The organism is Enterococcus sp. SB12 (assembly GCF_030910025.2).
GTDB classification, from domain to species: domain Bacteria; phylum Bacillota; class Bacilli; order Lactobacillales; family Enterococcaceae; genus Enterococcus_B; species Enterococcus_B faecium.
The window spans coordinates 838,266-853,579 of sequence record NZ_CP175675.1 but is presented as its reverse complement, the minus strand read 5'-3'; the positions used below and the strand labels follow the sequence as shown (position 1 = coordinate 853,579).

The window sequence follows — 15,314 nt, the reverse complement described above, 5'->3', positions numbered from 1 at the left end:
TGAAAAAATAATCAAATCCAAACATAAAAATTTAGGCTCTATACTTTTTGATGTTGGTGGATGACACCAGCATCTTTTTTATTTTCCAAAACATATAGAAAAGACACCTTGAAATCCTTTAGAATTAATTTGGCGAACCAACCCAAAAGGAGGAATCAAGATGTCTTACACTCACCTTATCAAAGAAACATTAGATATTCTAGACTTATCAGTTACTTTTAACGAAAATTGTCTCACAAAAGAAAAATACAAAGGGCAAATCTGTCATATTTATCGTGGAAACTTGATTTATACAGCCCAAGAATGCATCCACTGTAAACACCAGATTGCTTCAGATATTGTGCGTTGGGGTACAACAACCGTCCGGTTGTTAATGAACGATGTTTCTGAATACCGTACCTACCTCGAATTGAAAAAGCAACGCTTCAAATGCAAAGCTTGTCAGCGGACCTTTGTCGCAGATACTTCTGTTGCGAAAAAACATTGTTTCATCAGTGAGAAAGTCCGCTGGTCTGTCGTGACTCGTCTGAAAAAAATACCTCAATGACAGAGATCGCCGCTCAGAAAAATCTATCGGTCTCTTCTGTTTACCGTATTATGAAGCGATTTTATCGTCCGTTGAATCCTTTTCGGACACCGTTACCTAAGGTACTTTGTTTTGATGAATTCAAATCAGTTCGGGGTGTTTCAGGTGCTATGAGTTTCATCATGATGGATGGACAAACACAGCGCTTATTGGACATTGTCGAGAACCGACAACTGCCTTTTTAAAACGTTATTTTAGTCATTTTTCACGAGAAATTCGTGAAGCGGTCGAATGGATCGTGATTGATATGTACGCTCCTTATGTATCGCTCGTTAAAAAGCTGTTTCCAAAAGCACAGCTGATTATTGACCGGTTTCACATCGTCCAACATATTGGTCGTACCTTTCGCAATCATCGAATCAAAGAAACGAACCAACTATTAAAAAGCAAAGAACAAAAACACTATCAATTAGGTAAGCAATTAAAAAGATACTGGAAACTTCTTCAAAAAGATGAACGCAAGCTTGATTATACTCGACGCCTTTGGCGACCTGGCTTCAAAGCTCATTTAACAGAGACCGATATTGTGGATCGCTTACTGAAAGGGAGCCCTGCTTTGCGTGTAGGCTATCAGTTATATCAAGACTTTCTTTACGCTGTAAAGGAACGAGACTACGTATCGTTTGAAGAACTACTTACCAATAATATCATGCTTCCCGAAGGCTATCAGACGACCTTGAGAACGTTCCAGAAATTTCTGCCACAAATCAAAAATGCTTTACAACAAAGTTATTCAAATGGCCCACTTGAATGTCTGAACAACCATATCAAAGTGTTAAAACGAAATGCATATGGCTTTCGTAGCTTTTATAATTTCAAATTGCGCATCATGATTCGTCATGGCAACGCATTGATTTTCAACTAAAAAAGATCAAGAGGAACTGATCCACTTGATCTCCAATTATTCTAAGATTTCTCTTTACCAACATCATTTGACAAAGAGCCAAAATTTATAATTAACAGAAAAGAACAGAAAGAAATGATAACTTCTTTCTGTTCCTCAGCTTGTAAAATTTAACTTTTCATTATTAATTTCAAAAAGAATTCATTGTAATATTTTAAAATCTAATCTACATAATTTTATCTTTTTTATAACCAATAAGCTTGTTTTTCATATAATTAATAATCTCAGGATTTAAAAAGAAAATTGTACATAAATAGACTAAACTACCTAAAAATATCTGAATATATAATTTGTTAAAAAAAGGATTTATAAGTTGAAATATTCTACAGATAAAAAACATAAATAACCCACTTATTATCATTTTCCACAAATCTTTAAATATATATTTTAAGCTGATATTATTTCTCATAAAAATTAAGGAGCTTACTGCAATAACAAATTCACCGATAACTGAGCTCATTGCTGCACCAATAGCCGAATAATTATTTATTAAATAATATGATAAAAAAATAGACAACAATGCTGCTAGTGAAATCGAAATTGTAATCCCAAAAGGCTTGTCACTAGCTATTAAATATTGATTGATTAACGAACTCCATCCCATAAAAATAATTTCAAAACTTAAAATTGCTAAAACTTTATCAATTCCTTGAAAGCTATCTCCAAAAAATAGTATGGAAAACGGACGTGAAATTAGAAACATTCCCAAGGAAATTGGTATTGCTACTAGACTAACCATATCAAATGCAATTTTAAAGTAATTGTTCATTTTCAATAGATTATTTTTATGAAATTCATTTGCTAACCTTGGGAAAAGAACTGTTCCAATAGCAGTTATAAAAGCAATTAATATTCTAATGATCCTATCTGAATTATCAAAAAAACCAGTTTGCACAAATGTAGACATATTTCCTAAATATATTTTATTTAAAGTAACAAATAACTGTGTAGCAATTTGTGGAATAAATAATTTTAAAATTAGAGGAATATGAACTTTTATAGATATACTCTTTAAATCAACTTTTTTTATATATTTACGAACATAGCTCCATAATGTAAAATTTCCAATCAAAATAGAAAAACTATTAGTAACTATATATTTCCATAAATCGTCAGGTTTTTTTACTAATAAAAAAATCAGTATAACTGATGCAATCTTTATTAATATATTTCTAAAAACAGTTTTTTTAAAATCCTCTATACCGATAAAAAACCATGAAATATCTACACCTACGGCTAATATTTGAAATGATTGCAATAATAGTATTAGTTTAAACTTTCCATAGATAAAAAGAAAAGCAATAAATATACTAAAAGAAACAAGCATCATTAAAAATTTTAGTACCATAATTTCGATAAATTTTTCTGATCTTTTTTCAATGTCATTTCTATAATATGCTATTGTTCGGCTACCATATATACTGGTACCCAATGTAGCTATCAGCACAAAATACTGTATGATTGAATTAGTGTAAGAAAATTTCCCTACACCTTCAGCCGTAAGAGTTCTAGATATATATGGCACTGTTACTATAGGTAATATAATTATTAGCAACTGATATGATATGCTATATAAATAATTTTTTACTATTTTCATACTTCTCCTTTTACTTAGAAGCCAATAAAATCCTTTTTAATTTTATATAAAGTTCTTCTCCTAATAACACTACTAAAAATTTCTTTATTGTTTTTTTAAAATGAAAACTTCTATCTTGCCATGAAGCTGAAAAATGGTGTACAACGTATGTTTGTCTCGTATACCTAGGTTTTCCAGTTTCTAAATTAAATGATGAAAAATAAGTATCAGGAAATAAAGCTATCCCATCTGATATCTGAATTTCATTTTTTATACAAAATTTTTGTTTTTTTAATATTTCTGTTAAATAAATTGTATTAGGAATAGTAACTTCATTACCATCGTTATCTATAAAATTCATAGTTTGATACTTTTCAAATAATTCCATTATAATTGAATGTTTTTCTTCAGCAGCAATAAAAGAAGTAGCTACACTTGAGTTGTCATTTTCTAATGAAAAAACAGCAGAGTAATCATTGATTACAGATGTGAAGTCTTTAACTATTTCAATATCTGTATCTAAATACACTCCCCCATGTTCTATTAATGCGTACAGTCTAGCTACATCACTAACAAAAGCAAATTTTTTCCTATCATATGCTTCCTTAACAAATGGTATAGAATTTATATCAAAATTTTTTTCATTCCATTCAATAAATTCGTGTTCCGGTAATTTCTTTTTCCACTCTTCCAGATTACTGTTTATTTCTGTGCTTTTATTTGTCTGTCCAAACCAACAATAGTGTACAATTTTAGGAATCATATTTCACCTCATGTATGAAATTATTAATAAAATAGTTATTATATCTTTAATTTTCTGTATATAACTTCTATTTTTTTTTAATTTAACTAATAAGTAGTAACTTGATAAACATTCTCTTCTACTTAAAAATTCAAGATTAGAAAAACTCTTATTTTTTATATGATATTTAAATACATTAGTATAAAATTCATAGTATAAAACTTTTAAATAAGGATCATAGTTGTGATTAAGTATTTTTTTTAAATTATCTATAACGTTAAAGGCACTCATATATTTATTATCAATCTTTCTAGTCGCTGAATTAGAGCGTTGAATATAGTTATATAATTGTTGGTGAATTAAATAAATATTTTCTATATGGCATAGATATTTAATTAAAAATTCCATATCCTCAAGTATAAATGACTTATCATTGAATTTTATAGAATGTTCTTTTATTATTTGAGCATCAAAAATTTTATTCCAAACAAATCCTTTAATATAGTTATCTGATAGAAGTACTTCCTTTATTATTACTGAAGAATTTACAGTCGATATTGATTTTAAGTTATTATCTGTTTTTTTTCTCTTTTTCTCATAAACTAACCAATAATCGCAGATAGCTAGTTGGACATTATTATTCATAACACCATCTAATAATTTTTCTACATATATATCTTCTACATAATCATCTGCATCAATGAAGCAAATATAATCACCGGAAGCAATAGTTAATCCTCTATTTCTAGCAGCAGACACGCCACCATTCTCTGTAAAAATCTTAGTAATTCTTGAGTCTTTTTTACAATATTTATTTACAATATTTCGTGAATTATCTGTAGAACCATCATCAATAAATATCATTTCTATATTGTGATATGTCTGATTCATTAATGATAAAATCAAATTTTCTAAATATTTTCCAGCATTAAAAACTGGTACAATAACGGTCACTAATTTATTTTCCATTTATTCCCCCTCCATATATTAATTGCTCATAATATTCAATCAAGTTACTTTGTTCTTTTTTAATATCATAATTCAGCTCTTCAAGTATGTTTGCTTCTTCTCTTTCTCTATAACTGGTTAAATTAGTATTTGAAATAGCTTCAGACCAAAATTTATAGTTATTAATAGATAAATATGTGGTTTGTTTACAAAATAAATCTTTAGTTATCTTGTTACTTAGAATCACAGGCAAGCCACTTGCTAAACCTTCTACGGCAACCATTGGCAATCCCTCAAATTTCGAAGGTAGCACAAGTATGTCCAAAGCGCTATATATTTTATAAATGTCATCACGAGGATCTGTGATTGTTACATTATGCATTTTTTTTCTCTTTATATACTCTTCTATATTCTTTTTGTTTGGTCCACTTCCAATCAAAATCAAATGAAATTCATCGCTTTTTTTCAAATCATAAAAAACATCTAAAAGGAATTTTTGGTTTTTTTGATTATTAAAACGGCCAATACATCCAACAAGAATTTGATTTTCTTTGATTTTGAATTCTTCTCTAAATATTTTTCTATATCCATGATTAAATTTAAATTTAGATATATCGATTGCATTTTTTATAATGAATTTATTTTTTTTAACAGTGAATCTAGACAAAAATCTTAAAGCTTCTGATGAACATCCACAAATATTTGTGAAATAATAATTTCTATTTGCTAAAAGTATAAAATTTCGTAATTTTGATAATATTTTATCAGAATATTTAGTAGCGTGAGAATGTCCTATAATTATCTTAATACCATTTTTTTTTGCTATTGGTGCTACTATAAAAGCAACATTAGGCGTATGAATATGAATAATATTATACTTATTTTTATTTTCTTTAAAAAATGTATTTAATTCTCCATATACATTTTTTATATTCTTTATACTTAAAGACTTAAAAAGATGTATTTTTCTTTTATGAGCTTTCATCTGTATATCAAAGACACCAGTTGGATTATCGTCAAATACCATAAAGTCATATATTATATTTTTTTCAAAAAATTTTTCATAATTTTCCAAAACTGTTTTTATTCCAGCTTCAGGTCTAGTAGCAATAACATTTAACACTCTGGGTTGCATTTTAATCTCTCCTTATTGCCAGAAAAATAGATAAGGATAAACCTTATTCCATTCAGGTCTATATATTATTATTATTAAATAATAACATATTAAAATTATATAAAAACCATATATTACTAGAATAGACGCATATTTGTCTTTTAATTTAACCATCTGATTTGGTAAATAAATTATTAAATATAGTAAAAAATAATCTCCTACTCTATTAAACAAATTAAAATTTATTGACAATATATTTATAAAAATGCCTAAAGTAATCATAGTTAGAAAGAAACCTTCGATTTTATTAAATTCTTCTATATCAAGCTCTTTATCAATTTTAATTTTATTACTTACAGATATCTTATATGCTAGCAAAGTAAATATAGAAAAGATTGCTATATTGAATAAAGTAGCAATTTTTACGTTGCCATCAAAATATGCAGAAGTTAAATAGTAACTATATATAGGAAATATATTTAAGACTATTTTCAATATCGTGTCAAAAACTATGAATAAAATTAAGGTTCCACTACTTAATACTACTAAAGACTTTCTATTAATTCTTATATTAAATTTCCAAATAAAAATAGCAATTAAATATGCTAAAGCTGTTCTATGAAAAGTAGAAGCCAAAATAACTAAAAAAGTAAATAGTACATATCGATTCTTTAATAATTGATAGGTTGCTAGCATAGTTATTGCTATGGCCATTGATAAACGTACTACATTCAAAGACATATCGTAATACCGCAATAAAAAATACATTGCTATGGAAAAACCTGGCATTAGTGCATAATTTTTTAACAATATATACAATGAATACAATGTGACAATAATAGTTATAGTAAAAAGTAATGTGTAAGAGTGACTAATTACATTTAATAATTCATTTAGTTTTAAAAAACCAATTTCATATCGATCTTTAAATATATCAACTCCATTTCCAGCAATTATTTGATAAACCCTTGCATATTCTATAGAATCGTTACCCACACTGTAGTGTCTTAGGGAGCCAAATATAAGAAAAGGTAATAACAAGACAAGCGATAATATATTGTTATTTTCTCTATAAAATATTGTTAAACAAAAACAATATATTAAAAAAAATAATAGTAAAATCATTTTTTCACTCTCATAACATGAATCATGTTTCCTTTCTATATATATTTTTTATTGAATATCTTCCAATAAAAATCTAAATAATCAACTCTTTTTCTCTAAAATTTATACTAGCATATTAATTTTCTTATTCAGCCTCTTAACTTTTTCTTAGTAAAATAATCAACTATCTTAAATGGCAATATAAACATAGCAATTTGTGTAATTGTCACATATATAAAGTCATGTACTTTTATATATCTTTTTTTAAAGAATCCATGACTCACTTTGATATAGCTCATACAATTCTCTAAACTTGTTCTTCTCTTATAGGCAGAGTAATTTGATCTAAACAATAGTAGAGATTCAGGAATATTAATAGTATACATTTTATTTACTACCATTCTCATAAATAAGTCGTAGTCTTCTTTTCTCTTTATATCATTATATCCTCCGAGTTTTAATATTTCACTTTTTTTATACATTACGGTAGGATGATTAAATGGGCTTCTGGTTTTAATGAATTTTTTTATACCTTCATAATCAGATGGAACTTTTCTAGTAGAAGTTATATTATCAGGTGTGTCATAAAACTCATCAACATTCGTTCCAACCATTACTAGATTTGGATTCTTATTAAATTCATTTAGTTGCTTCTCACACCGATCTATAAGAGAAATATCATCGGTATCCATTCTAGCAACTAATTCGTTGGAGCAAACTTTTAGTCCTTCATTTAGTGCTAAACCTAATCCAATATTGTGAGGAAGTCTAACTATTTTAAATAGTGTATTGTACCTTTTTAAAAAATACTGCAAACAATCTTCTAATTCATCTGTTATTGGACCATCAATAACTATTACAATTTCAGAAGGCATGACAGTCTGATTTATAATACTTAGAATACTAGTTTTTAAAAAACTAGCATTTTCTTTGCGATATAAAGACATCAAAACAGAATACATTAATTTCACTATAGTCTCTCCTTATTGGTTTTTATATCATACACCAAATTTCCAAACGCCTTATTCGTCAATCGCCCGATTTTTCCTGGTACATATCCGAGTAAGCGTATTGCCCAATTCATATAAGAGAAAAGGTAAATTTTTTTTCCATTTTCTTGAGCAATGTCTCTCACCATATGACTTGTGCGAACATATTGATCATTTTGTGGGTAAAATACACCACTGTCTTGAGCATCAATGCGTTCTTTGACAAACTCAGACAACTTATCAATATGGAGCATTGATCGTTCATTTTTTACATCAGGAAAAATAGGTAATTTATTTGCCAACTTCACCAATTGTTGATAGTTTCCCTTACTCCCCGGTCCATAGATCATTGGCGGACGTAAAATAACAATATGGAAAGTAACATCATCTAATGGTTGTAAGCCAATCTCCGCTTGAAGTTTGCTGTCACCATAGAAATTAGAAGGGTTTGGTTTGGTATCTGGTGTGATTATACGTTTTTTGTTGATGTTTGTTTCTTCTCCATAAATAATGATGGAGCTCATATAAATGAATTGGCCCTTTTTTCCTGATAGATCTTGTTTATATTTTTTTGCGGTCTCAATCGCAAGGTCTCGGTTGACCGCATAATAGAGCTGCTTTGTTTCTTCGCTTACTTTCGATACATCTGCGTGCGCGATACCTGCTACATGAAAGACCGTATCATAGCCCGAAAAGTCATGTTCTCTCCACACATCTCCTCGTACACTTAAAGTGTCGATTTGATACTCGTCTTGAAATTGTGTCATCCATTTTTTGAAGGATGTACCGATATAGCTGTTTGCACCAGTAATCAGGATCTTTTTCATTTTGCATCCTCCTTTTTCACCGAACCAGTTCCGCCTTCGACAACACCGTCGCTTTTGAAGACGGAAATTATGGTTCCAAAAAAGCATTTTAGATCCATCAATGGCGTGATATTTGATGTGTATTGTCCATCTAAACGTGCTTTATATTCGATTTCTAATTCATCACGTCCACTGATTTGTGCTAGGCCTGTTAGTCCTGGACGGATATCATTTGCGTGGTACTTGTCTCGCTCTTCAATCAAATCATATTGGTTCCATAGCGCTGGACGTGGTCCGATGACTGCCATGTCCCCTTTTAATATATTAAATAATTGCGGTAGTTCATCCAGACTTGTTTTTCTAAGAAATTTTCCTACTCGTGTAATAAAAAAGTCAGGATTTGATAACAAATGAGTTGGTGTTTCTTTCGGTGTATCTACTTTCATTGTCCGAAATTTATAGATATAAAAATGGGTCTTGTTTTTTCCTACCCGTTTTTGTTTAAAGATGACTGGACCTTTTGAATCGATTTTGATAGCTAAACATAAAATCAAAAGAATCGGTGACAATACGATGATACCAGCTAAAGATAATAAAAAATCTATTCCTCTTTTTAAACCGTCTTTATACACTTTACTCCCCCTACTTATTTGAAGCATTTGCAAAAGTGACGATATCTTTAGCCAATTGTTCATCTTCTTGCGGCAGGCTCTTGACAAAATCCATCACTTTTTGTATTGAGTAACCTTTGATGTTTCCTACAAAGATTTTCTCATAAACTGCTTCATCATTTCTTTCCTTATCCAACAATAGTTCTTCATATAGTTTTTCCCCTGGACGGATACCTGTTTCAATGATTTCGATTTCGTCTTCGCTATACCCGCTCAATCGGATCATGTTTTTGGCTAGGTCTACAATCTTCACTGGTTCACTCATATCTAAAATAAAAATTTCGCCACCTTTTGCTAATGCGCCAGATTGAATAACTAAACGACTCGCTTCAGGAATCGTCATGAAGTATCGGGTCATACGAAAGTCTGTTACAGTGATTGGACCACCTTTAGCAATTTGTTCTCTGAATACTGGAATCACACTACCGCGAGAACCAAGGACATTCCCAAATCTGACAGCTGAGAATTTCGTACAGCCTTCTTCATTCAATCCAGTCACGATCATTTCAGCGATTCGTTTTGTTGAACCCATGACGTTTGGAGGATTGTTAGCTTTATCTGTCGATACCATGACGAAGTTTTTCACTCTTGCTGCTTTGGCTGCTTCTGCTACATTTTTTGTACCGAAAATATTGTTTTTGACTGCTTCTTTTGGATTATATTCCATCAGTGGTACATGTTTATGAGCAGCTGCATGGTAGACGATATCTGGATGATATTGTTTCATGATCTCATTGATTTTCTCGCGATCTTGGATATCTGCGATGATCGGTACGATTTCTGTAGGACAATTTTGATGATGCGTGCGTAACTCACGGTCAATCAAGTAGATCGAGTTCTCCCCATGTCCTAAAAGCAATAGCTTTGCAGGATTGAATTGAATGATTTGCCGACAGATTTCTGAACCGATCGATCCTCCTGCGCCGGTGACAAGAATGACTTTGTCTGTGATCTGATCTTTGATGGATTCAATATCCAGCTTTACCTCATCTCTTCCCAGTAAATCCACTACGTCAATTGTTTTTAATTTTGATACGCTAATTTTTCCTGAAGCAAGTTCTTCTATAGAAGGCATCGTGTTGACTTTTACACGAGCGGATTCGACTAACTCGAAGATTCTTCGTAATTTTTTTCTTGATAAGGAAGGGATAGCGATCGTTACCATTTGAATGTCATATTTTTCAATCAATTCCGGAATATCTTTTAATGCACCTAATACTTTTTTTCCTGAAAGATACGTATTTCTTTTATTTGGATCATCATCTACAAACCCGACAACATGGATATCTTGAGCCGTTTTGGATCCAAGAAAGCTGTTGTATAAAATACGCCCTCCTTCGCCAGCACCAACAATCAATGTATTTTTAGCAGAATCCGCTGATACGTATCTCATGTTTTTTGTTTCGATGTAGATACGCCAGATCAATCGGCTACCGATGATCAATAAGAGCGAAAGCAGATAAGCAAAGATAACTAACCGTAAACTGTATTGCCGATTAATAAACAGCAGTATGAAGATACTTGAGGCAGCACTTGCAGATAGTGAACTAAAAATCGCAATGATTTCTCTTAAATTTGTATAGCGATTGATCCGAGTGAAAACTTTGAATAAACTACCATAAAATAAATAAAAACCAATCGACAAACCGATAGAGATTAAAATAAGGTCCATTGGTATAGCTACAAACGGCTTCATGAATTTAGCTGCTGCAATATTCGCAGCAATCAACAACAAGCTGTCCACAAATACCAATGTGGCAATTTTTCTTCTTCTTGTTAATACAAACACCCTACATTCCCCCTAAAATAAACCAAACTTCTTCTTTTTTACCTCTTCATAGACTGGATAACTGATTTCATCCCCGTTGGTCAGATCCTTTGCGACTTGTTTCATCTGTACTACTTTTTCCTTACCAAAGTCCTTGGCAATCTGCTCATAGCACTCTTTTAAGTAAAAGGTGCGCTTAGATACCCCATGGGCATCAGAAGCAGCCATCTGCACGAGATTATGTTTGACCATTGTTTTGGCTGTTTTCTGGATGTCTTTGCCAAATACCCCAACATAACTTGGCGCAGTAAGTTGGGCCAAACATCCCATATCTAGGAATGGAAGCAAATGATTCGGGTCTTTACGAAAATGCGCGTTACGTTCTGGATGGACGATCACTGGTGTCTTTCCTAGTTCTAACAACTCAAAAAAAAGCCGTTCTGCATATAACGGCACTTCCAGTGTCGGAAATTCGATCAGAAGATATGTATCATCTAAATCTGTAAATAAAATTTCATCTCGGTTGATGTCTTCGATGAGCGTTCCGGTAATACGTACTTCTTGTCCTTCCAATAACGTCAAAGGCAACTGTCTTTTCTCTAATTCGGCTTGTAACGAAGCGACTAGAGAAATGACTTGTGATTTTTCATTGCTGTATTTTCCATTATTGTGGTGTGGTGTGCATAAAATATGCGTAATGCCTTGCTGAATCGCTTTTTCAGCCATTGCAATACTTGCTTCTAAGTTTTCTGCCCCGTCATCGATTCCTGGTAGGATATGGCAATGTAGATCGATCATTTCTCTTGTCTCCTCTCTTCTTATTCCTTAATTTCCGTAGTAATAACCAGCATCTTTGCTATGTTCTGCTCCGTTGTACACAACACCTAAAACTCGTGCTTGTGCCATCTCCAGCAGTTCTTTTGCTTTAGTCAAGGATTCTTTACGTGATGTATTTTCACGTACGACCAATAAAGTGCCATCCGTTTTTGAAGACATGATCTGTGCATCTGTTACGGCTACTACTGGTGGCATATCGAATATCACCACGTCAAATAACTGTCTTGCTTCGGCAAGGATCTGATCCATTCTTGGCGAGCTTAACAATTCTGATGGGTTGGGTGGCTTAGGTCCACTAGGCAAAATCGACAAGTTCTCGACTGGCGTTCGTTGGATCACATCTGCTACACTTCCTGATGAACTAAGTGCTGTACTTAAACCACTGGCATTACTCAACTGGAATGTTTCATAGACGACGGGTTTACGTAAATCTGCATCGACTAGTAGAACCCGTTGACCGGATTTAGCAAAAACGACTGCAATGTTTGCTGAAGTGGTGGATTTTCCTTCTCCAGGACCTGATGAAGTCACGACAATCGTTTTGATTTGCTGACCATCTGCGGAGGCAAATTGGATATTCGTCCGGATCGTACGATATTGTTCGGCGATTGGTGAAGATGGGTTTGTTAATGTGATCAAACTGACTGCATGAGTTTGTGCTGCTTTTTGTTTCTGTGTTCGTGCCATTTTTCTTCCTCCTAGACTCTTGAGCGGCTTCTGCGTGATGGGGCTGTTTTATCGTTTGTAGCTTTTGGTCGTGCAGGAGCTGATCCTTTTTTACGGATACCAGCGTTCAATTCTTTCGCTGACATTTCTGGAACTGTTCCTAAGATTGGGAATCCTAATGTATCCGTCACATATTTTTCATCTTTCACTGTTCGATCAAGTAATTCGAATAAGAATGCCAAACCTACGCCTACCATCATTCCTAATATTAAGCCAATCACTAGATTCAATTTATTATTTGGCGAAACAGGTGTCGTATTGGCAACTGCACCTGAGATGATCGAGATTTTATCGACATTCATCACGTCTTTTGCGTTCTCTTGGAAAACTTGTGAAGTTGTATTAGCGATCTGTTGAGCAGTCACTGCATTCGTGCTTATTGCCTGGATCGAGAACATTTGTGAGTTTTCTGACTGATTGACTGAGATGGCATCCTTGATTTGTCCAGCAGTCATTTTCACATTGTCTTCTGTCTCTAAACGGTCTTTGACTTCATTTAGCACTAGATCACTGACGATCATATCTTTATACGTATTGATCATTTGCAGGTTCGTATTGACATCATTGACATTTGCTGTGTCTGATTGTGGCAGTGTCACGATCAATTGTGCTTGTGAACTGTATTTTGGTGTCAAGATGAAAAACGTCACGATTCCTGAGATGGCCAAGCCAGCAAACATTGAGATGATGATTGTTACCAAGTGTTTGCGTAATGTTTCAAAAATTTCTTTCAAGCTGATTGTCTCTTCCATTTTTTCTCCACTTTCCTATTTATTCTCTAGATTCATTTGATCTTTTAATTCTTTTTTCACACGATCAAGTTCTTGATCACTGACTTTTTGATAGGAGATATTATCTTGCATGAAGCCTTCTCCTTGCAGCTGATCTTGCTTGATCGTACCAAATGCCTCCCGATAATCTAAAGCGATTTTTTTCATTTCATCAAAGCTCATGTCTGTTTTCATATTCGACTCTAGAGCATTCAAAACGGATTGATAGTTGCTGACACCATTTAGACTCAATACTTTTTTTGCTACGCCTTCTACGATCTTTCTTTGACGCTCTTGTCTACCATAGTCACCATTTGGATCTTCATAACGCATACGAGAATAAGATAATGCCTGATCCCCGTTCAATGTGATTTTACCGATTGTAAAGTCATAGCCATCTTGTGAGAAAGTGAGGTCATTATTGACTTCGATACCACCAACTGCATCAACGAGTTCCTTTAGCCCTTTCATATTGATAGAGACATAGTGATCGATTGGGATGTCTACATATTTTTGTACGGTATCCATCGCCATGGCAGCTCCGCCGAATGCGTAAGCGTGGTTGATCTTGTCTTTCGTGTCACGACCTACGATGTCAACATACGTATCTCGAGGAATGCTGACGATCGTTGTCTGTTTGTCTTCAGGACTGACTGTGGCAACCATCATCGTATCTGATCTTCCTTGATCGACCCGACCTAAATCTCCAGTATCAATCCCCATCAATAGAACAGAGAAAGATTCTTGTTTGTCCAGATCAACTGGTTTCGTTCGTTCTCCTTGGGTTCGTTCCACTGATTCGTAAGTTTTCTCAATAGAATGTGAGAGATCCAGATATAATTTTGCTCCTACTCCTACAATTGCTAATACTAATACGATAAGAACTGCTAAAATAATCAGAAATATTTTTTTCCCTCTTGATTTTCTTCTTCGTCTTGCCATAGTTTCCTCCGTTTGCTAACCTTGCTTGAATCAACGCTTTAACTGTCAATAGCTTATATTGCTATAACCCATTTGCTGAGCAACAGTTTGTGCTTTTGTTGCGTATGCTGCGCTTATTTTTTCATTCCGGATCTGCTCTATTTGACTGAGCGCCGTCAAATATTGATCGTAAGTAGCGGTGGCAGTCACTTGACCATCCTTTAACATCGTATCGAATAACTGATCTAGTTGCGTGACTTGCGCGATCTGGGTATCAGCGAATCCTAGATATTGCATAACAACCGTTTTCCAAGGACTATCTTTAAAAAAGCTCATATTTTCACGTACACGAGCGACATCTGCACTTGTCACCTTTTCTTTGATGATGACATCGTCTACAGCTTGCTGCCAGTTTGATACATTTTTAGTAAATAAATCGTTGACAGCTGTCTGGATCTTCAGTTTTGATTCTGCACTATCTAACTGTGTCACGATTGCTTTCTTCTCATCTTGGATTGCAACAGCTTCTTTAGGCAATTCTGATTCTTTGATGTCGTAATCATCTGCTGAAAGTTTGACAGAGGATAGCTTATTGGACAAACTTGTAATTGTTTCTTCTGTTATTTCAGGGTTTAGAAAAATTTTTTCTTTTGTACTATACAGCTTGTCTACTTCTTTCGATAAAGAAGTCAAGGTGTCTTTTTGATTGGTGATGGCAGATTCTGCATAATTGATCCGTTGCTGATGTTGCCGCTGATTATTGATATGGTAACCAAACAAACAGATCACAATAGCACCTGCACCTACCGCCACAGCAGTCAATGACTTGACGAATGGCTTTTCCATAGATTC

General features: G+C 33.1%; 14 protein-coding genes and 1 pseudogene. 1 reads left to right on the top strand and 14 read right to left on the bottom strand.

The annotated features are described in order from the left end of the window. The first annotated feature begins 160 nt into the window (after positions 1-160). Positions 161-1,451, top strand: a pseudogene (locus RBL01_RS04105) (ISL3 family transposase). A 205-nt stretch (positions 1,452-1,656) separates the two neighbouring features. Here the strand turns inward: RBL01_RS04105 and RBL01_RS04100 are convergent. From RBL01_RS04100 to RBL01_RS04035, 14 genes are all read right to left on the bottom strand, one after another. Beyond that, positions 1,657-3,087: a flippase gene (locus tag RBL01_RS04100; protein ID WP_073462779.1), complete on the bottom strand. Its 1,431-nt coding sequence runs from the start codon at positions 3,085-3,087 to the stop codon at positions 1,657-1,659. Between the two features lie 10 nt (positions 3,088-3,097). Further along, positions 3,098-3,829 carry a glycosyltransferase family 32 protein gene (locus RBL01_RS04095; protein ID WP_307781084.1) on the bottom strand — a complete coding sequence of 244 codons (732 nt, stop codon included), beginning with the start codon at positions 3,827-3,829 and terminating at the stop codon, positions 3,098-3,100. A 3-nt stretch (positions 3,830-3,832) separates the two neighbouring features. After that, positions 3,833-4,777 (bottom strand): glycosyltransferase, encoded by a 945-nt coding sequence (locus RBL01_RS04090; RefSeq protein WP_073462783.1) that lies wholly within the window; start codon positions 4,775-4,777, stop codon positions 3,833-3,835. Beyond that, complete coding sequence (locus RBL01_RS04085; RefSeq protein ID WP_073462785.1) at positions 4,767-5,891, bottom strand: glycosyltransferase; 1,125 nt, start codon at positions 5,889-5,891, stop codon at positions 4,767-4,769. Before RBL01_RS04085 ends, RBL01_RS04090 begins: the two co-directional genes overlap by 11 nt. A gap of 12 nt (positions 5,892-5,903) precedes the next feature. Beyond that, positions 5,904-6,995, bottom strand: coding sequence for an EpsG family protein (locus tag RBL01_RS04080; protein ID WP_307781083.1), 1,092 nt, complete (start codon positions 6,993-6,995; stop codon positions 5,904-5,906). 128 nt (positions 6,996-7,123) lie between these two features. After that, positions 7,124-7,936: a glycosyltransferase gene (locus RBL01_RS04075; protein WP_073462844.1), complete on the bottom strand. Its 813-nt coding sequence runs from the start codon at positions 7,934-7,936 to the stop codon at positions 7,124-7,126. Positions 7,937-7,944: 8 nt separating this feature from the next. Then, positions 7,945-8,790: an NAD-dependent epimerase/dehydratase family protein gene (locus tag RBL01_RS04070; RefSeq protein ID WP_307781082.1), complete on the bottom strand. Its 846-nt coding sequence runs from the start codon at positions 8,788-8,790 to the stop codon at positions 7,945-7,947. Next, complete coding sequence (locus tag RBL01_RS04065; protein WP_008264440.1) at positions 8,787-9,401, bottom strand: sugar transferase; 615 nt, start codon at positions 9,399-9,401, stop codon at positions 8,787-8,789. Before RBL01_RS04065 ends, RBL01_RS04070 begins: the two co-directional genes overlap by 4 nt. 10 nt (positions 9,402-9,411) lie before the next feature. Then, positions 9,412-11,229: a nucleoside-diphosphate sugar epimerase/dehydratase gene (locus tag RBL01_RS04060; protein WP_307781081.1), complete on the bottom strand. Its 1,818-nt coding sequence runs from the start codon at positions 11,227-11,229 to the stop codon at positions 9,412-9,414. A gap of 12 nt (positions 11,230-11,241) precedes the next feature. Further along, positions 11,242-12,006, bottom strand: coding sequence for a tyrosine-protein phosphatase (locus tag RBL01_RS04055; protein WP_073462791.1), 765 nt, complete (start codon positions 12,004-12,006; stop codon positions 11,242-11,244). A gap of 27 nt (positions 12,007-12,033) precedes the next feature. Next, complete coding sequence (locus tag RBL01_RS04050; protein ID WP_073462793.1) at positions 12,034-12,732, bottom strand: CpsD/CapB family tyrosine-protein kinase; 699 nt, start codon at positions 12,730-12,732, stop codon at positions 12,034-12,036. A gap of 11 nt (positions 12,733-12,743) precedes the next feature. Then, the gene (locus tag RBL01_RS04045) at positions 12,744-13,523 is read right to left on the bottom strand and encodes a YveK family protein (RefSeq protein WP_043952242.1); all 780 of its coding nucleotides are present in this window, start codon (positions 13,521-13,523) and stop codon (positions 12,744-12,746) included. 15 nt (positions 13,524-13,538) lie between these two features. Continuing rightward, entirely contained in the window at positions 13,539-14,483 is a 945-nt protein-coding gene (locus RBL01_RS04040) for an LCP family protein (RefSeq protein WP_002294932.1), read from the bottom strand. A gap of 45 nt (positions 14,484-14,528) precedes the next feature. Continuing rightward, positions 14,529-15,308 carry a hypothetical protein gene (locus tag RBL01_RS04035; protein WP_307781080.1) on the bottom strand — a complete coding sequence of 260 codons (780 nt, stop codon included), beginning with the start codon at positions 15,306-15,308 and terminating at the stop codon, positions 14,529-14,531. Positions 15,309-15,314: the final 6 nt, after the last annotated feature.

Excerpts from the sequence above, each read along its gene's own strand:
- RBL01_RS04050 (WP_073462793.1), bottom strand. The coding sequence starts at position 12,732 with ATGGCACGAACACAGAAACAAAAAGCAGCACAAACTCATGCAGTCAGT.
- RBL01_RS04080 (WP_307781083.1), bottom strand. The coding sequence starts at position 6,995 with ATGATTTTACTATTATTTTTTTTAATATATTGTTTTTGTTTAACAATA.
- RBL01_RS04035 (WP_307781080.1), bottom strand. The coding sequence starts at position 15,308 with ATGGAAAAGCCATTCGTCAAGTCATTGACTGCTGTGGCGGTAGGTGCA.
- RBL01_RS04070 (WP_307781082.1), bottom strand. The coding sequence starts at position 8,790 with ATGAAAAAGATCCTGATTACTGGTGCAAACAGCTATATCGGTACATCC.
- RBL01_RS04100 (WP_073462779.1), bottom strand. The coding sequence starts at position 3,087 with ATGAAAATAGTAAAAAATTATTTATATAGCATATCATATCAGTTGCTA.
- RBL01_RS04045 (WP_043952242.1), bottom strand. The coding sequence starts at position 13,523 with ATGGAAGAGACAATCAGCTTGAAAGAAATTTTTGAAACATTACGCAAA.
- RBL01_RS04095 (WP_307781084.1), bottom strand. The coding sequence starts at position 3,829 with ATGATTCCTAAAATTGTACACTATTGTTGGTTTGGACAGACAAATAAA.
- RBL01_RS04085 (WP_073462785.1), bottom strand. The coding sequence starts at position 5,891 with ATGCAACCCAGAGTGTTAAATGTTATTGCTACTAGACCTGAAGCTGGA.
- RBL01_RS04055 (WP_073462791.1), bottom strand. The coding sequence starts at position 12,006 with ATGATCGATCTACATTGCCATATCCTACCAGGAATCGATGACGGGGCA.
- RBL01_RS04090 (WP_073462783.1), bottom strand. The coding sequence starts at position 4,777 with ATGGAAAATAAATTAGTGACCGTTATTGTACCAGTTTTTAATGCTGGA.
- RBL01_RS04040 (WP_002294932.1), bottom strand. The coding sequence starts at position 14,483 with ATGGCAAGACGAAGAAGAAAATCAAGAGGGAAAAAAATATTTCTGATT.
- RBL01_RS04075 (WP_073462844.1), bottom strand. The coding sequence starts at position 7,936 with ATGTATTCTGTTTTGATGTCTTTATATCGCAAAGAAAATGCTAGTTTT.